The sequence below is a fragment of the Burkholderia sp. BCC1047 genome (assembly GCF_902833155.1).
Lineage (GTDB): Bacteria > Pseudomonadota > Gammaproteobacteria > Burkholderiales > Burkholderiaceae > Burkholderia > Burkholderia sola.
In genome coordinates, this window is record NZ_CADFEH010000007.1 from 140980 (window position 1) to 158657 (window position 17678).

Sequence of the window (17678 nt, forward strand, 5' to 3'; positions counted from 1 at the left end):
ATGAAACGCATCCTGTTCTGCGTGGTGCCGGAGAAGGGCCACGTCAATCCGTGCATCGGCCCGGCCCAGCATTTGCGCGCGGCCGGCTGCGACGTCGCGTTCTATGCGCCGGCCGACATCAGCGCACAGCTCGACGGCGCCGGCGACTTCGCGTTCGTCGGGCCGCGCGAGACGCCCGAGCGCCACGACCTGTCGCGCGGCGCGAGCTTCGCCGCGAACATTCGCGACGCCGACTGGCTGCGGCACTGGATCCGCACGCTGCTGATCGACCTCGCGCCCGCACAGGTGGACGGCATCCGCGCGGTGCTGCGCGACTGGCAGCCCGACGTGGTCGTGATCGACCCGCTGCTCTACGCCGCGGCGATTGCGGCCGAGCTGCAAGGGCTACCGTGGGTGTCGATGTCGAATTCGCTGAATCCGGTGCTGCCCGACGATCTCGATTCGGAACTGCTGCGCACGGTGCGATGGCTCGAACCGGAACGCACGCGCCTGTTCGCGCGCTACGGCCTCGACGCACGCTTTCGCGGTTGCGACGTGCTGTCGCCGCACCTGACGCTCGCGTTCACGACCGACGCGCTGGTCGGCGCGCCGCCGCCCGGTGTCGAACTGGTCGGCCCCGCGATGCCGTCGGGCCCGCGCGGCGACGAGACGGCATTTCCATGGGAACGCCTGGACGCGGATCGTCCGCTCGTCTACATGTCGCTCGGCAGCCAGCTTTACTACCACCCGGAGGTGTTCGCGAAGGTCATCGACGCGACGCGCGCGACGTCTGCGCAACTGGTGCTGTCGGTCGGCGAACTGGTCGATTCGGATCTGCTGCCGGCCGGCGACGAGCGCGTGATCGCCGCGCGTTACGTGCCGCAACTGGCGCTGCTGCGGCGTACGCACGCGTTCGTCAGCCACGGCGGCGCGAATTCGGTGATGGAGTCGCTCGCGTGCGGCGTGCCGATGCTGCTGTCGCCGTTCTGCAACGACCAGTTTCATTCGGCGCACTTCGTCGAGCGGGCCGGCGCGGGCTGCGTGCTCGATCTGCAGCAGGCCGGCGTCGCGGCCATCACCGATGCGCTCGAACGCCTGTTGCGTCCCGGATCGTTGCGCGAGCAGGCGGCGCGGATCCGCGACAGCTATGCCGCGCGCGACGGCTCCGCGCAAGCCGCCCGCCTGATCAGCGCACTCGCTTCAGGAAGCCGCCTGGCGACAGCGTCATGAGGACGCGGTCCTCGATGTCGTGGTCGATGTCGAACCGGTCGTCGCGCGCGAGAAATTCGCGTGTGGCGGGCCGGATTGTTGCCGCGGCCGTACGGCTTGCCGTCGAACATCGACTCGGGCAGGTACTCCATGATGGTGTCCATCACGATCGCGTAGCTGTCGGGCGTCACGAACGGCGCATAGCATTCGAGTTCGCGCAGCACGTGCGCGTGCGTATGCGTGAGATCGAGGATCGCCATCACGCGCGCGCCGTCGTGGATCTGCGCACGCACCGAGGCGAGCGTGTCGGCCGCGCACGATTCGCCTTCGATCAGCACCATGCGATGGGCGAGCCGGTGCGATTGCAGGCGCTGGCGGACCTCGTCGCGCAGGCGCGGTTCGATCGCGACGACGCAGCCCTCGGTGCCCGCCAGCTCCAGCATCGACGCGGTGAACACGACGCCGCCGCCCGCCGCGATGCCGGTCTGCACGATGCAGTCGGGGCGCGCGCGCCAGATCAGTTCCTGGAGCGCGAGCATGTCGCCGGGCAGATGGAAGAAGCGCTCGCCGAGCCAGCGGGTCTGGAACAGATGGCCGAATTCGGCGGCGCGCGTCAGCCATTCGATGTTGATGTCCCGCATGCGGGCCGAAGGACGCTCTGACATGGTCAATGCAACGAGTAGGGGTGACGTGAAAACGCTGGAACCGTGGCTTCACCGGTACTGGAACATCGGCCCGGCGCGCCTGCAGGCGCTGGCGTCGGGCCATACTAACAAAACCTATCTCGTCGAGTGCGATGCGGGGCGCACGGTGCTGCGCGTGTCGTGGGCCGGCAAGCCGGTCGCGCAGATGCGGCGCGAGGCGTCGATACTCGGTCGTCTTGGCCCGCTCGGCGATGTGCGCACCGCGCCGCGGCTGCCTGCGCTGCCACGGCTGCGGCCGACCGTCGATGCACGAACCGGCGTGCAGATGCCGGACGGAAGCTGGCTGCATCTGTTCGAGCATATCGACGGCCGTCCCGGCTTGCCGGACGACACGCACGCCGGGGCGACCGATGCGATGCGCACGCTCGCACATCTGCATACGGCGCTGGTCGCGATACCCGCGAGCGAAGCGGCGCCGCTCGCGTGGCTGTCCGCACGTCATGCACGCGTGGCGGCGCATGCGATGCCGTCGCTGCCGGCCGACTTGCACGACGACTACGACACGGTGATCCGGCGGATCGGCGCGCATCTCGACGCGGCGGCGTCGTGGCTCACGGGGCCCGTGCAGTGGCTGCACGGCGACTATCACGCGGGCAACCTGCTGTATGTCGGCAACGCGGTGAACGGCGTGCTCGATTTCGACGATGTGGGGCAGGGCGCGCAATGGCTCGAGGCGGCCTTCGCGTCGTTCGCGCTGTCGCGCGATGCGGGCCGGGACGACGGCTTCGTATTCGACCGCAGGCGATGGACGGCCTGCCTGCACACTTATACGGCGACGCGGCCGGATGCGGCGCCCGATTGGCTGCGCGACAACCACGACACGCTGACGACGCTGTTCTGTGCGGACCAGACGCTGATCCATCTCGAAGCCGCGCAGCGTGGCCTGTGGATGCCGGGGCCCGGCATCGGGTTCCTCGGCGGCTGGCGCCAGTTGCTGGACGGCGCGGCGCCCGCGGGCTAGCCGGCCGTCGCGTCAGCGCTGCCGGTTCAGGAACAGCCGCACGGCTTCGACCGTGTTGGGCCGCGCGTCGCCGTGCCGCGATCGGTCGTGCAGGCAGAACAGCACGTCGCGATGCTGCGCCGTGCACGCGTCGACATGTGCGCACATCGCGTCGAACAGCGCTTGCGACGAGGGCGCCGGCCGTTGCCAGTCGTCCAGTATCGCGGTCCAGCCCGTGTGTTCGCGTTGCAGGTGCGCGAGCACGGCGGCGCGATCGTCGTGCGGCATCAACCCGTACGGCAGCCGTAGCGGGATCGCATCCGGCGCGGCAACGCCGGCGCGGCGATAGACGTCGCGAATCAGCGCGTCGGTCGTGTCGATTTCGTCGATCAGTGCGGCGTCCGCGAGCGCGCCGGGCTTCGCATGCGAATAGGTGTGGTTGCCGAGCCGGTGGCCTTCGCGCGCGATGCTCGTCGCGACGTCGCGCGCGCCCGGCAGGTGCTTGCCGAGCACGAAGAAGGTCGCCGCGCACGACGCATCGCGCAGCACGTCGAGCAGCGCGGGCGTCGAGGGCCCGGGGCCGTCGTCGAAACTGAAATGAATGGATGTCATGGGTTGCCCGGGCCGCTCACTGAGCCGGTTCGATGGCCAGCGGGCAGGTGCCGACCGGACGCAGCCGGGTGCCGGTCCATTCGTAGAAGAATCGGGCTGCTTTCGCATTGCCGTCGCCGCAATCGTCGTTGAAGCAGCCGGCGACGATCAGCAGCCTGCTGCCGGCACGGAAGTCGACGCGCTCGTCGTCGTTGCCCATCACGCCCGAGACGGCCTGCACGCCGGGCATCGTGTACGTTGCGCCCGTGTCCTTGTCGACGATCGCGAAATTTCGGCAATCCGTTCCGCAACCCCAGAGCGCGACGCGGTAGTGACCGGCAAAGTTGGCCGGTTGTGCGAACGCGTCACGAATGACGGTGCGGTACAGGCGCGCTTCGTGGCTGGTGAGCCGAGGCGCGGCAGCCGGTTTGCGCGGCGCGCGGGCGGCGGCGGCCGGTGCCGGGTAACGGTCGAACGCAGGCGATGCACAGGCTGCGGCCGCCGTGGCTGCGGGCGCAGCACCGGCGGCGCCGGCCGTCAGTGCGGCCGATGCGGCGGCGATCAGCAGAAGTCGATGGGCGAGCGCCACGCGAGTGTCTTTCATGGTCGAGATCGAGATCGGGCCGCGGCGGCCGAATGGCCGGCCGCGACGATTGTATGACGCTTCGCGCGTGCGGGCGCCCGGTCAGCGCGCATGCACCGTACCCCGACAATCGTTCCGGCCGTGACGATCGTCACGGCGAAAGGGCGTCGCGCCCGGCGACACCGCGACTCGCGCACCGGGCGGCGCCGGTGCCGCTCAATCGGCCAGCCGCTTGTCGGCGAGCGCCTTGCAGCAGTCTTCGTACACCCACTGCACGAGTTTGGCTCGATAGTCGAGATCGTCGGTATCGACGATTTCCTCGACCGCGTCGCGCGCCCACGACGCGTCGACGAAGCCCGCATGCCGCTTCGCGATGTCCTGCGCGAGCGCCGCGAGCCGGGCGACCGAGAGCCAGTCGGCCTGGCGGTGATGGCGATCGAGCCAGCGGTGCGCGGCCTGGACCTGGAACGCGGCGTCCGGCCAGGTTTCGTTCAGGTAAAACGCGCCGAGGTTGCCGCAGGTGAGCCAGCAAAGCAGCTCCAGGCGGTCTTGCGAGCCGAGGGTATGGGATGCGTCGGACATGGCAGCGCTCACGAAGTGCGTCGATTCCGGGCGGCGCCGGCCGCAACGGGCCGATGCCGATACTAAAAACATAGCACGATGCGGGCCCGGCCGCGCACCCGGGCGGATGCCGACGTGACGGCGGCCCGAAGCGTGCGGCGCCGGCCGTGCGCGGCGCGCGGCGGAGCACCGGCGCGACGGCGTGCCGGTCCTTTCGAATGGCTGTCATTCGTCACACCAGCCACCGAAACGCTCGCTAGAATGGCGGCTTCCCTGGAGGCGGAACACGATGAAAATCTACGACCAGTTCTACATCGACGGCGCATGGCGCAAACCGGCCGGTACCGGCACGATCGACGTGATCGATTCGGGCACCGAAGCCGTGATCGGCCGGATTCCCGAGGGCGTCGCGTCCGACGCGCAGGACGCGATCCGCGCGGCGCGCGCGGCCTTCGATGCGTGGGCGGCCACGCCGGCCTCGACGCGCGCGGGCTACCTGCGCAAGATCGTCGAGCATCTGCAGGCGCGCAGCGAGGAACTCGCGCAGTCGATCACCGGCGAAGTCGGCATGCCGATCAAGCTGTCGCGCGCGATCCAGGTCGGCGGCCCGATCTACAACTGGAAGGCGTACGCGAAGCTCGCCGAATCGTTCGAATTCGAGGCGCGGGTCGGCAATTCGCTGGTGGTGCGCGAGCCGGTCGGCGTCGTCGCGGCGATCACGCCGTGGAACTATCCGCTCAACCAGATCACGCTGAAGGTCGCGCCGGCGCTCGCGGCCGGCTGCACGGTGGTGCTGAAGCCGTCGGAAGTCGCGCCGCTCAACGCGTTCATGCTCGCCGAAGCGATCCACGAAGCCGGGCTGCCGGCCGGCGTGTTCAACCTCGTGTGCGGGTATGGCCCGGTCGTCGGCGAGGTGCTGGCCACCGATCCGGACGTCGACATGGTGTCGTTTACCGGCTCGACGCGCGCGGGCAAGCGCGTGGCCGAGCTGGCGGCCGCGGGCGTCAAGCGCGTCGCGCTGGAGCTGGGCGGCAAGTCGGCGTCGGTGATCCTCGACGATGCCGATTTCGCGACGGCGGTGAAGGGCACGGTCAACGCGTGCTACCTGAACGCGGGCCAGACCTGCTCCGCGCATACGCGGATGCTGGTGCCGGAAGCCCGCTACGACGAAGCGCGCGAGATCGCGAAGGCCGCGGCCGAAACGTACGTCGCGGGCGACCCGCGGCAGGACACGACGCGCCTCGGCGCGCTGGCGTCGGCCGCGCAGCAGCAGCGCGTGCAGGCATACATCCAGCGCGGAATCGACGAGGGCGCGGAACTCGTGACGGGCGGCACCGGTTTGCCGGAAGGGCTCGCGAAGGGCTTCTTCGTGAAGCCGACCGTGTTCGGCCGCGTCGATCCGAAAGCGACGATCGCGCAGGAAGAGATCTTCGGGCCGGTGCTGTCGATCATCACGTATCGCGACGAAGACGAGGCCGTGCGGATCGCGAACGATTCGCCGTACGGGCTCGGCGGCGCGGTGTGGGCCGGCAGCGACGAACGCGCGATGCGCGTCGCGCGCCGCATCCGCACGGGGCAGGTCGACATCAACGGCGGCACGTGGAACGGCGCCGCGCCGTTCGGCGGCTTCAAGCAGTCGGGGCACGGCCGCGAGAACGGCGTGTACGGGCTCGAGGAATACCTCGAATACAAGTCGATGCAGCTGAAGCCGGCGAAGCCGGCCTGAGCGTTTCATCCCGCATGACCGCGCAACGGCACGCTCGCGTGCCGTTTTTTATTGACGGCCGTCAAGGTGCGCGGCGGTGGATCGTCGATCATCGCGATTTCGATGTTCCGACGAGGGTTCAGATGACCGTACGCACTTCCTTCCCGCCGCTGACGATCCGCGGCCGCACCTTGCTGCCCGTCGTGCAGGGCGGCATGGGCGTCGGCATCTCCGCGCACCGGCTGGCGGGCAGCGTCGCGCGCGAAGGCGCGGTCGGCACGATCGCGAGCATCGACCTGCGCCACCATCATGCGGATCTGCTCGCGCGTTGCCGCGCGCACCCCGATCGCGCGACGCTCGAAGCGGCGAACCTCGACGCGCTCGCGCGCGAGATCCGTCTCGCGAAAACGTACAGCGAAGGGCGCGGGATGATCGCGGTCAACGTGATGAAGGCGGTGAGCGCGCATGCGGACTACGTGCGGGTCGCGTGCGACGAGGGCGCAGACGCGATCGTGATGGGCGCGGGCCTGCCGCTCGATCTGCCCGATCTCACGCAAGGGCACGACATCGCGCTGATTCCGATCCTGTCGGACAGCCGCGGGATCGCGCTGGTGCTGAAGAAGTGGATGAAGAAGGGGCGCCTGCCCGATGCGATCGTGATCGAGCATCCGGCGCACGCGGGCGGCCACCTCGGCGTCACGCAGATCGACGACATGCACGACGGTCGTTTCGATTTCGCGCGCGTGCTCGACGAGACCGCGCAGGTGATGGCGTCGCTCGGCCTCGCCCGCGACACGATCCCGTTGATCGTGGCCGGCGGGATCAACAGTCACGACACGGTACGCGCGGCGTTCGCGGCCGGCGCGAACGGCGTGCAGGTCGGGACGCCGTTCGCGGTGACGGAAGAAGGCGATGCGCATCCGCACTTCAAGCGCGTGCTCGCCGATGCGACGCCCGACGACATCGTCGAATTCGTCAGCGTGACGGGGCTGCCCGCGCGTGCGGTGAAGACGCCGTGGCTCGATCGTTACCTGCGCAATGAGACGCGCATTCGCAACAAGCTCGGCGCGTTCAAGCAGCGCTGCCCGACCGCGCTCGAATGCCTGAGCGTATGCGGGCTGCGCGACGGCATCGAGAAATTCGGCCACTTCTGTATCGACACGCGGCTCGCGGCCGCGCTGCGCGGCGACGTCTCGAACGGGCTGTTCTTCCGCGGCCGCGAAGCATTGCCGTTCGGCCGCGCGATCCGCAGCGTGCGCGATCTGCTCGACCTGCTGCTGACGGGCAGTGCGACCGAGCCTGCGGCAAACCGTCCCACGTTTACGCTGGCTTGACCAATATCAAGATAACGAAAAGACCCTACAGGGAGAATGGAAACCATTCTTTGGGGGTCCGTACCATGCATAAAACGATTCGAACTTGTGTCACCGCAGCCGCCGTCGCGGCCAGCTTCGTCGCGATGCCGTCGCTGTCGCACGCGGCGTCGCCGGGCGACGGCATCAATCAGGGTGACGTACTGGTCCGGCTTCGCGCGATCAGCATCCAGCCGAACGAGCGCGCGAGCGACACGCTCGGCGCGATCAACACCGGCGTGAACAACGCGATCGTGCCCGAGCTCGACTTCACGTACATGATCCGCGACTACCTCGGCGTCGAGCTGATCCTCGGCACGTCGCGGCATCAGATGACGTCGAGCCTCGGCAATCTCGGCGGCGTGGGCGTGCTGCCGCCGACGCTGCTGCTGCAGTATCACTTCAACCATGCGGGCAAGGTGCGTCCGTACGTCGGCGCCGGGTTGAACTACACGTACTTCTACAACAACGGGCTCAACGTCGGCGGGGAGGGCGTGTCGATCAACAAGAGCAGCTTCGGCCCCGCGCTGCAGTTCGGCGTGGACGTGCAGTTGACGAAGAAGGTGTTCATGAACGTCGACGTGAAGAAGATCTGGATGAGCACCGATGCGACGCTCGGCGACAAGGGCATCGGCACGCTGCACATCGATCCGCTGATCGTCGGCGTGGGCGTCGGGATGAAGTTCTAGATGCGACGGAACAAGAACAGAGTTGGGGTTGGCGGCATGGCGGTCGGCATGCCGCTCTTTTTTTTTGTGCGTCGTCCGCGACGGGCGTCGACAGCGGCTCGCACCGCGCGTCGGCCCGCTCGTAATAGCGGGTCGTCACAGGCGCCGCGTCGGGCAGCGCGAACGTCACGCGGCAGACCGTTCCATCGGGCAACGCGGCCCGCAGCGACGTGTTCAGTTGCGCGCCAGCGAGCAGCAGCCGGCCTTCGCTTCCGGTGACGGTGACGAAGCGGTCGTTGTCGTCGACGACGGTCGACAGCACCGGTAGCGCGGTGCCGTCCGCCTGCGTCACGGTCAGCAGCACGCGCCGCGTCTGCTCGACGGCGAATTCGACGCGGCCGACCGAGCCGCGGCCGGCCTCGAGGGTTTGCATCCCGTTCTTCACGTCGACATTGCGGGGCAGACTTTTCGTGTTGATCCGGATGGCCGTTCGCGCGTAGGCGGGCAGCGACGCGATGACGGCGCGGCCGCGCCGATCGGTCCATACGGGGCCGGACGGCGTGGCGAGTTCGATGCCAGCGTGATTGCCGACGCGCGCCAGTGCGAACGTGTCGCGGATGTCGTACGGAGACAGCATGCCGACGCCGTCGAGCAGCGCGACCGCGCCGCGCACGTTCATGCCGATCGTCGCACGGTCGGTGCCGTACATGCCTGCGTTCACGATCGTGCGCACGGGGCCGGGCGTCGCGCTGAGCGTCGCGCGAATCGACGGCGACCGCGATGCGGTGTCGTAGTCGGCCGCGACGCTGTAGCTTCCGGTCCGGCCGAACGTGTCGGCATAGCGCGCGCCGGAGCGAACCGCATCGCCGCTGACGTTGGCGAACGTGCTGACGCTGCGCGTGCCGATCGGTACGGTGGCGCTCACGTAGACTTGCGTGCCTGCGCCGCCGCGGGTGCCGAACGTACGGTTCACGTTCAACGCGACCGAGCCGCGTCCCACAGAGCGGGTCCACATGCCGGTGACGCGCTGCATCGCGGAGCCGTCGAACACAGCGATCCGCGAGTAGTCGAGCGACAGCATGCCGAGCGTCCGATCGCGCCAGCCGAGCGTCGCCGCCAGCTGTGAGCGCGACGGCGGCGTGAACGCATCCATCGGACTCACCGCGTCGGTCAGTTGACGATACCCGGAGGTGCGCCGGACGAACGACGCACTGGCGCTCAATGCCGCGTCGCGGCTGCTTGCCAGCGCGACTCGGGTCTGCATGCCGTGGCGACCGGCGCTGCGGCTGACGTCGACGCCGACGGCGGCCGAGACGCCGGCAAGCGGCGCGAGCTCGACGCTCGCGGCGCCCGACTGCAGCGGCGACGACACGAGGAGGCCGCCATTCACCCGTGCACGCTGCCCGATCTGCCAGCCGCGCGTGGCGGTCGCGAGCCACGGGGCTTGCGCGTATCCGTCGTCCTGCAGGCGGCCGACCGCGATCGACAGCCCTTGCGCGGCGGCCAGGCCGGCGCCGGGCAGCGAAGAACCGGGCACGGTGAAATGCTGCACGTCGCCCGTCGCTTCGACGACGGTCACGTCGAGATCCGCGGTGCCGCTGACGAGCGGCAGGCCGCTCAGCGCAAACGGGCCGGGCGGCAACTGCGACGCGTGAATCAGCACGCCGAGCTGGCGCACCTCGACGCGCGCCTGCGTGCGCGCGATGCCGATCACGCGGGCGCCCGATCCGGGCGCGGCGGACAGCGCTTCGTCGGGAAACGTCTGCACGCCGAACAGGCGGCCGACCGCGAACAGCGTCGAGCGCGGGATGATCTGCCCGACCTGCAGCGTCGTGCCGAGCGACGCGAACGTGCGCTGTGCGTAGGCGCCCTGATGATCGACGCCGGGCCGGCCGTTGGCGACCGTGGCGATCTGGCTGCTGCGCACGATCCAGTCGGCCGCATTGAAGCCGGCTTCGGTCGTCGCTTGCCAGTATTGCGACGTGCCGGCCGGATTGCGTGTGGCCGTCGCGAGCAGGTCGTAGTTGACGAGCGCGGCGAAGCCGCCGTGTTCGAACGTGTCGGCCGTGCGTGGGACCGTATCGAGTGCATCGGCCGGCACGACGAAGTCGATGGCGCCGTCGGCGGGCCGCAGCGTCACGATCGCCTGCGGATAGGCGTGCCGGTAGTCGTAGCACGGCGGTGAGCCGCTGCCGACGTCCCCCGTGGACGCACCGCGCAGCGCGGCGGGCACGACGAGACCGGCGGCCCGCAGCAGGCCGGGCGTCGCGCACAGATTGCCGTCGTGGTCGAACCGTGCGCCGGCGCGGCCGGCGCGCTTGCCGTTGACCGTCAGCCGGACCTCCACCGTGCCGGGCATGAAGCGCGGCGCGCGCGCGAAATAGCGGCTGGCCGTGGCGTCGATGCCGAGCCCGCGCAGCACGCCGTCATCGAACTCGAGCGAGTCGGGCGGCGTGCTGCCCGCGCTGGCCGCCGCGACGCACGGCAGTAAGCCGACGACGGTGGACAGCCCGAGCGCGAGCAGGCCATCGCGGACATAGATGACGCTCGACATGGCAAATCGGGGAAACGAAGACGTGCGGCTTACCGGCCCGGGTTCGGATCGGTCGTGCTCGCGGCGAGCGCCGCGTCGTAGTGATCGACCGAGAAGCCATAGACGGTGGCGGGGAAGAGGCGCACGCGCGCGGGTGTCGCGGCCCGGGGGGCCAGCGCGATGCGGCGCGTCTGGCCGGCCAGCACGTAGGGCGCCGGCAGCGATACGATCTGCTGCGTCGGCAGCAACTGTACCTTCTGTTCGAGACGCACGACGTAGCGGCTGTCGTTGCGTACGACCAGCTCGCCATTTTCGACCGACCACTTGAGCAGTTCCCACGGCTTGTCGTTGCGCGCGAGATCGTGCGGGTGGATCAGCACCGGCAAGTTCTGGCGGATGATCGTCTGGATCTCGTTCTTGCCCGGGCGTTTCGGCGGAATGCCGGAGAACGACACACGCGCGAGGCGCTGCGTGGCGAGCGGTTCGTTTCCCGCGAGCACGAAACGGACAAGCTGCGCCGCGCCGCTTTCGACACGCGCGATCGGGGGCGTCGCGATGACGAGTTCGGCTTTGTCTTCGGGAATCGGCTCGATCGTCGTATGCAGGAGTGTCGGATGGCTGTCCGTGTTCTTGACCGAGACGGTTCCTTCGCCGTCGGTTTCGTCGACGATCACGACCGACGTGTCGGGCACGACGCCCATTGCGTATGCGGCGGGGGTACCGATGAGGCAACCGAGTAGCGTGGCGAGCAGTGACGCCCGCAGGCAGTGGCGTGCAGGAAGTTTCATGGAGGTGGATGGCTAGGCGTGGCGCAAGCGTGCGGTGCGCCGCCGCTTCGGCGAAGCAGCGGCGCGTTCGACGCCTGTCAGGCGATCAGGTCAATGGAACGATGCGTACCGGAATTACAGGTATACGAGCGACACGGTGGCGAGACCATCGAGGTTGATCTCCTTGCTCAGATCGAGGTTCGACGTCTTGTCGATTGCCGCCTGCACGTCGAGCGTGCCGGTGAAGACCTTCGCCGCGACCGGAACGGTCAGGCCTTTCTTCGCCCATGACTCGTAGCCGCCGGTGTTGCTGACGATGCCGTTGGACGTCGTCCAGGTGGCGCCGCTGGTGCTCGAATAAATCGAATCGACCGCTACGCCGTCCGCCTGGAACGTATTCGTTCTGAAGCGGAAGGCAAAGGCGCCGATATTCTTGCCACTCGCCGTGCCGAGGCCGAATTGCGTGCTGGGCGAATTGGACGAACCGAAGAAATTGATACTGCCGGTAAATGCACCGGTGCCGGCGCGATTATCCTGCGCGGTCAGTGCCACGCGGGCGGCCGCATCGCACGTGATCGTGATCGAATCCGAAAGGACCGGCAGCAGGGTGGGCGCGACCGGGCTGAGTTCGGCCACGCCGATCAATCCGTAATCGAACGTGCCGCCGCCGGCAAGCGTCGGCGTGCACGCGCCCGGCTTGATCTTGCCGGTGACCTTGACGTCGAACGAGTCGGCGAACGCGGATGCGCTGCCCAGCGCCAGCAGGCCCGCGATCACGAGGTGCGAGGTTTTGTTCGTCATCTTAACGAATTTCATCTGAAAGTCCTGGTAACTGACCGGAATTCCGAAGCCGGTTCGGTGATCCGATTTTTTTGATTAAAGAAATTGAAATGCTCGCCGTAATTCCAAGTGAGCGGGTGGAATTTATCAATTCGGTTTGTGAATTGAAATCGTACTCGTACAGATTTTCGTGGCTATTTTTGAGAAATTGGCGGTGTTAAATCGAGAAAATAATCCGATTTATCGCGGCATGATGGTGTTTTGATCGTCACGAATGTCAGATGCGATATTTTTCAGCTTCGATTTCGACCGAGCGGCATGGATTCGCACTGAGCGGACGATGTCGAAGATTGACGGCGATTCCGAATGTCGCCCCGCGCCGGACGATCGTGAACGGCGGGCGAGCGGCGTCGCCGCGGCCATGGCGTTTGCCGGCAGCGGGAGATCGGAGCAGAAATGGCGCTGGTCGCGGCGATTGCGACGACGCGTGCGCGGTGGCGCGCGATGCAGGAGGGGGCAGGTGAGGGGGCGAGGTTCGGCCCGTCGGCCGGCGGCCCGTGACGCGGGCGGAGACAGTGGCGCCCGCGGCGCGCATCGCGTCGGCATGCGCCGACGCGGGAGGGATTACAGCTTGTCGTACTGGAAACGCATCGCGGTGCCTTCGCGCGTGATGCGCTCCCACACCGCGCGCTTTTCGTCGTCGCTCAGGAACACCCAGTTCGACACTTCGGCGGCCGTGCGGCCGCAGCCCTTGCAGACTTCGTCGAAGAGCGTCGAGCACACGCCGATGCAGGGGCTGTCGGGGAGGTCGTGAAGATCGGAGGCCATCGGGAGGGTTCGCGCAGTTGAATCGTCAGCCGCCATTTTAATGCATCGCGACGGCCCGGCCGGCCGTCGGCGGCGGGCGGACCCGCGCGCCATCCGAACGCCGCTTCGCCGCTGCCCGTTTTTCCCGGTGGACAGCCGCCGATTACCCGATAGAATTCCCCCGGAACGCCCCGCCGCACGGGCGGTTCGACCGACCGGCGGCGAGAATCTGTTCCGTTTGCGCGACACCGGCATGATTTTTTTGTGACGGGGCGCGAATGATGGTAGTTTTCGGGGTTTTCGAGGGGCGGCGCGCCAGAATGCGCCGCCATGACGAGGCAGACGGCAGCCGGGCAACGCGTCCGGCCGAAGGGAGAACGGGATGAAAGCAAAGGTAGTGGGCCGGTTCGCAGCGCTCGCGCTGTGCGTGGGGGCGTCGGCGGCAGCGGCGAAGGATACGCAGCTCAATGTCTATAACTGGTCGGACTACATTGCGAAGGACACGATCCCGAACTTCGAGAAGCAGGCGGGCGTCAAGGTTCGCTACGACAACTACGACAGCGACGACACGCTGCAGGCGAAGCTGCTGACCGGTAGCTCGGGCTACGACATCGTTGTGCCCACCAGCAACTACGCGGGCAAGCAGATCGCCGCCGGCATCTTCGCGCCGCTCGACAAGTCGAAGCTGCCGAACCTCAAGTACCTCGATCCGCAACTGATGGCGCTCGTCGCCGGCGCGGACCCGGGCAACAAGTATTCGGTGCCCTGGGCATACGGCACGACCGGCCTCGCATACAACCTGACGAAGGCGCACCAGGCGCTCGGCAAGGTGCCGCTCGACAACTGGGACATCCTGTTCAAGCCGGAAAACCTCGCGAAGCTGAAGACCTGCGGCGTGTCGGTGCTCGACGCACCCGACCAGATGTTCGCGGCGACGCTGCACTATATCGGCAAGGATCCGATGAGCACGAACCCGGCCGACTACAAGGCCGCGATGGAAGTGCTGAAGAAGATCCGTCCGTACATCACGCAATTCAACTCGTCGGGCTACATCAACGACCTGGTCGGCGGCGACATCTGCTTCGCGTTCGGCTGGTCGGGCGACGTCGTGATCGCGAAGCATCGTGCGATCGAGGCGAAGAAGCCGTACAAGGTCGAGTACTACATTCCGAAGGGCGGCGCGCCGGTTTGGTTCGACGTGATGGCGATCCCGAAGGATGCGAAGAACAAGGAAGCCGCGCTGCAGTGGATCAACTACATCGAGGATCCGAAGGTGCATGCGGCGATCACGAACGCGGTGTACTACCCGAGCGCGAACGCCGAGGCACGCAAGTACGTGCGGCCCGACGTCGCGAACGACCCGGCCGTGTACCCGCCGGCCGACGTCGTGAAGACGCTGTTCCTGCTCAAGCCGCTGCCGCCTGAAATCCAGCGTCTGCAGACGCGTCTGTGGACCGAGTTGAAGTCGGGCCGCTGACGCGAGCCGAAGTGAACCCGCAGTCATGAAGCCCCTGGTGCCCCCGGGGGCTTTGTTCGTCTAACGCAGGAGAGAAGCAGCACATCATGAATAGCCAGTCGGGCGCGCCGGTCGCGGGCGCGCCGTTCTCCGTTTCCTCCTCCGGCGCCGATGCGCGCGCCGAGAACTTTGTCCAGATCGTCGACGTCGTCAAGAAATTCGGCGACACCGAAGCCGTGCGCAGCGTCAACCTGACCGTGCGCCAGGGCGAGCTGTTCGCGCTGCTCGGCAGCTCGGGCTGCGGCAAGTCGACGTTGCTGCGGATGCTCGCGGGCCTCGAGACGGTCACGTCGGGCAAGATCCTGATCGACGGCGAGGACCTCGCGCAGATGCCGCCGTACAAGCGGCCCGTGAACATGATGTTCCAGTCGTATGCGCTGTTCCCGCACATGTCGGTCGAGTCGAACGTCGCGTTCGGGCTGAAGCAGGAAGGCACGCCGAAGGCCGAGCTGAAGGCGCGCGTCGCGTCCGCGCTCGAACTCGTGCAGATGGGCAAGTATGCGAAGCGCAAGCCGCATCAACTCTCCGGCGGCCAGCAGCAGCGCGTTGCGCTTGCGCGTTCGCTGGTCAAGCGCCCGAAGCTGCTGCTGCTCGACGAGCCGATGTCCGCGCTCGACAAGCAGATCCGCCAGCGTACGCAGATCGAGCTCGTCAACATCCTGAACAAGGTCGGCGTCACCTGCATCATGGTCACGCACGATCAGGAAGAGGCGATGACGATGGCGAACCGCCTCGCGGTGATGAGCGAAGGGCAGATCGTGCAGATCGGCTCGCCGAACGAAGTGTACGAATACCCGAACAGCCGCTTCTCGGCCGAATTCATCGGCTCGACGAACCTGTTCGACGGCGTGACGGTCGAGGACGAACCCGATCACGTGTACATCGAATCGCCCGAACTGCCGAGCCGGCTGTACGTGAGCCACGGGATCTCGGGCCCGCTCGGGATGCCGGTCACGGTGTCGGTGCGCCCCGAGCGGATCGCGCTCACGCGCAAGCCGCCCGAAGGCGCGTTCAACTGGGCGCGCGGCCGGATCAGCAACGTCGCGTACATGGGCGGCTATTCGCTGTATCACGTGAAGCTCGACGGGGGCAAGACGGTGATCGCGAACGTGTCGAGCCTCGCGATTTCCGAACTCGACACGCCGGCGCTCGCCGACGAGATCTACGTGCGCTGGAGCGCGACCGCCGGCGTGGTGCTGACGTCATGAACGCGTTCAAGTCCCTGCTCGAGTGGCCGGTGCGGCGTTTCAACCTGACGGGCGCCACCGCGGTCGTGGCCGGGCCGTTCACGTGGCTCGTGCTGTTCTTCCTCGTGCCGTTCGTGCTGGTCGTGAAGATCAGCTTCGCGGAGCTGCAGCTCGGCATCCCGCCGTATACGGAGCTCGCGTCGTACGCGGACGGCGTCGTGCACGTCGCGCTGAACCTGTCGCACTACGCGTTCCTGTTCACGGACAGCCTGTATTTCGCGACCTACGTGAACTCGGTGTGGGTCGCCGCGATCACGACGCTGCTGTGTTTGCTGCTCGGCTATCCGATGGCGTATTACATCGCGCGCTCGAACCCGGCCACCCGCAACCTGCTGATGATGGGCGTGATGCTGCCGTTCTGGACGTCGTTCCTGATCCGCGTGTATGCCTGGATCGGGATCCTGAAGAACAACGGGCTCCTGAACAACTTCCTGATGTGGATCGGGCTCACGCATACGCCGATCGAGCTGTATCGCACGAACTACGCGGTGTATATCGGGATGGTGTATTCGTACCTGCCGTTCCTCGTGATGCCGCTCTACGCGCACCTCGTGAAGATGGACCTGCGCCTGCTCGAAGCCGCGTACGACCTCGGCGCGAAGCCTTGGAAGGCGTTCGTGCAGATCACGCTGCCGCTGTCGAAGAACGGGATCATCGCGGGCTGCCTGCTGGTGTTCATCCCGGCGGTCGGCGAGTACGTGATTCCGGAGCTGCTCGGCGGCGCGAATACGCTGATGATCGGCCGCGTGATGTGGAATGAGTTCTTCAACAACGCGGACTGGCCGATGGCGTCTGCCGTGACCTGCGCGATGGTGCTGCTGCTGCTCGTGCCGATGGCGATGTTCCAGCACTTCCAGGCGAAGGAACAGGGAGGCCGTCGATGAAGCCGAATCGTTTCCTGCAGTTCGCGGCGCTGTTCGTCGGCTTCGCGTTCCTGTACATCCCGATCATCAGCCTGATCGTCTATTCGTTCAACGAGTCGAAGCTCGTCACCGTGTGGTCGGGCTTTTCGTTCCGCTGGTACGCGGCGCTCGTGGAGGACGACGAACTGCTGACGGCCGCGTGGCTGTCGCTGAAGATCGGCGTGCTGACCGCGTTCGCGTCGGTGTTCATCGGCACGTGGGCCGGCTTCGTGCTCGCGCGGATGGGCCGCTTTCGCGGCTTCGCGCTGTTCAGCGGGATGATCAACGCGCCGCTCGTGATCCCCGAGGTGATCCAGGGGATCTCGCTGCTGCTGCTGTTCATCGAGCTCGCGAAGTGGATCGGCTGGCCGGCCGAGCGCGGCGTGTTCACGATCTGGCTCGGCCACGTGATGCTGTGCATCTCGTACGTCGCGATCATCGTGCAGTCGCGCGTGCGCGAGCTGAATCCGTCGCTGGAAGAAGCCGCGCTCGATCTCGGCGCGACGCCGCTGAAGGTTTTCTTCACGATCACGCTGCCGCTGATCTCGCAGGCGCTGATCGCGGGCTGGCTGCTGTCGTTCACGCTGTCGATCGACGACCTCGTGCTGTCGGCGTTCCTGTCGGGCCCCGGCTCGACGACGCTGCCGCTCGTCGTGTTCTCGCGCGTGCGCCTCGGCCTGAACCCGGAGATGAACGCGCTCGCGACGCTGTTCATCATCGCGGTGACGGCCGGCGTCGTGATCGCGAACTTCGTGATGCTGCGTCAGGAGCGCAAGCGGATGGCGGGGTTTGCGGCCTGATACGCCGGTTGTGGCCTTCAAGAAAAACGCCCGG

15 protein-coding genes and 2 pseudogenes are annotated in these 17678 nt (G+C 67.2%); 9 read left to right on the forward strand and 8 right to left on the reverse strand.

The genetic code is table 11. The features are described 5' to 3' along the window. Positions 1-1209, forward strand: coding sequence for a glycosyltransferase (locus tag HWX55_RS10440; protein ID WP_175975524.1), 1209 nt, complete (start codon positions 1-3; stop codon positions 1207-1209). On the opposite strand, the pseudogene HWX55_RS10445 reads toward HWX55_RS10440, so the two are convergent. Further along, positions 1166-1853, reverse strand: a pseudogene (locus HWX55_RS10445) (CmcI family methyltransferase). The gene HWX55_RS10440 and the pseudogene HWX55_RS10445 sit on opposite strands and share 44 nt — an antisense overlap. A 25-nt stretch (positions 1854-1878) precedes the next feature. On the opposite strand from HWX55_RS10445, the gene HWX55_RS10450 reads away from it, so the two are divergent. Then, a complete protein-coding gene (locus HWX55_RS10450; RefSeq protein WP_175975525.1) occupies positions 1879-2853 on the forward strand; it encodes a phosphotransferase in 975 nt (324 codons plus the stop codon). Between the two features lie 12 nt (positions 2854-2865). Here the strand turns inward: HWX55_RS10450 and HWX55_RS10455 are convergent, their stop codons facing one another. The 3 genes from HWX55_RS10455 to HWX55_RS10465 form a co-directional block, all read right to left on the reverse strand. After that, complete coding sequence (locus tag HWX55_RS10455) at positions 2866-3444, reverse strand: polysaccharide deacetylase family protein (protein WP_175975526.1); 579 nt, start codon at positions 3442-3444, stop codon at positions 2866-2868. 16 nt (positions 3445-3460) lie between these two features. Next, positions 3461-4012, reverse strand: a complete 552-nt coding sequence (locus HWX55_RS10460) for a hypothetical protein (RefSeq protein WP_175975585.1) — start codon at positions 4010-4012, stop codon at positions 3461-3463. Between the two features lie 210 nt (positions 4013-4222). Continuing rightward, the gene (locus HWX55_RS10465; protein WP_175975527.1) at positions 4223-4588 is read right to left on the reverse strand and encodes a hypothetical protein; all 366 of its coding nucleotides are present in this window, start codon (positions 4586-4588) and stop codon (positions 4223-4225) included. Between the two features lie 268 nt (positions 4589-4856). On the opposite strand from HWX55_RS10465, the gene HWX55_RS10470 reads away from it, so the two are divergent. The 3 genes from HWX55_RS10470 to HWX55_RS10480 all read left to right on the forward strand — a co-directional run bounded on the left by HWX55_RS10470 (position 4857) and on the right by HWX55_RS10480 (position 8313). Further along, the gene (locus HWX55_RS10470; protein ID WP_175975528.1) at positions 4857-6293 is read left to right on the forward strand and encodes an aldehyde dehydrogenase family protein; all 1437 of its coding nucleotides are present in this window, start codon (positions 4857-4859) and stop codon (positions 6291-6293) included. 122 nt (positions 6294-6415) lie between these two features. Then, on the forward strand, positions 6416-7606 hold the full coding sequence (locus tag HWX55_RS10475) for a nitronate monooxygenase family protein (RefSeq protein ID WP_175975529.1): 1191 nt from the start codon (positions 6416-6418) through the stop codon (positions 7604-7606). Between the two features lie 65 nt (positions 7607-7671). Next, entirely contained in the window at positions 7672-8313 is a 642-nt protein-coding gene (locus HWX55_RS10480; protein WP_175975530.1) for an OmpW family outer membrane protein, read from the forward strand. A 208-nt stretch (positions 8314-8521) separates the two neighbouring features. On the opposite strand, the pseudogene HWX55_RS10485 reads toward HWX55_RS10480, so the two are convergent. The 4 genes and pseudogenes from HWX55_RS10485 to HWX55_RS10500 form a co-directional block, all read right to left on the reverse strand. Further along, positions 8522-10846, reverse strand: a pseudogene (locus HWX55_RS10485) (fimbria/pilus outer membrane usher protein); the annotation flags it as partial. A 29-nt stretch (positions 10847-10875) separates the two neighbouring features. Then, positions 10876-11613: a fimbria/pilus chaperone family protein gene (locus tag HWX55_RS10490; RefSeq protein WP_175975531.1), complete on the reverse strand. Its 738-nt coding sequence runs from the start codon at positions 11611-11613 to the stop codon at positions 10876-10878. Positions 11614-11727: 114 nt separating this feature from the next. After that, positions 11728-12369, reverse strand: coding sequence for a DUF1120 domain-containing protein (locus HWX55_RS10495; RefSeq protein WP_244140534.1), 642 nt, complete (start codon positions 12367-12369; stop codon positions 11728-11730). Positions 12370-12996: 627 nt separating this feature from the next. Further along, a complete protein-coding gene (locus HWX55_RS10500) occupies positions 12997-13200 on the reverse strand; it encodes a DUF1289 domain-containing protein (RefSeq protein ID WP_175975533.1) in 204 nt (67 codons plus the stop codon). 361 nt (positions 13201-13561) lie between these two features. On the opposite strand from HWX55_RS10500, the gene HWX55_RS10505 reads away from it, so the two are divergent. From HWX55_RS10505 to HWX55_RS10520, 4 genes are all read left to right on the forward strand, one after another. Further along, on the forward strand, positions 13562-14656 hold the full coding sequence (locus HWX55_RS10505) for a polyamine ABC transporter substrate-binding protein (RefSeq protein ID WP_175975534.1): 1095 nt from the start codon (positions 13562-13564) through the stop codon (positions 14654-14656). An 86-nt stretch (positions 14657-14742) separates the two neighbouring features. After that, entirely contained in the window at positions 14743-15903 is a 1161-nt protein-coding gene (gene potA, locus HWX55_RS10510) for a polyamine ABC transporter ATP-binding protein (protein WP_069620801.1), read from the forward strand. Next, complete coding sequence (locus HWX55_RS10515; RefSeq protein WP_050015507.1) at positions 15900-16826, forward strand: ABC transporter permease subunit; 927 nt, start codon at positions 15900-15902, stop codon at positions 16824-16826. Before potA ends, HWX55_RS10515 begins: the two co-directional genes overlap by 4 nt. Further along, positions 16823-17644, forward strand: coding sequence for an ABC transporter permease subunit (locus HWX55_RS10520; RefSeq protein WP_175975535.1), 822 nt, complete (start codon positions 16823-16825; stop codon positions 17642-17644). The genes HWX55_RS10515 and HWX55_RS10520 overlap by 4 nt, the downstream gene beginning before the upstream one ends. Positions 17645-17678: the final 34 nt, after the last annotated feature.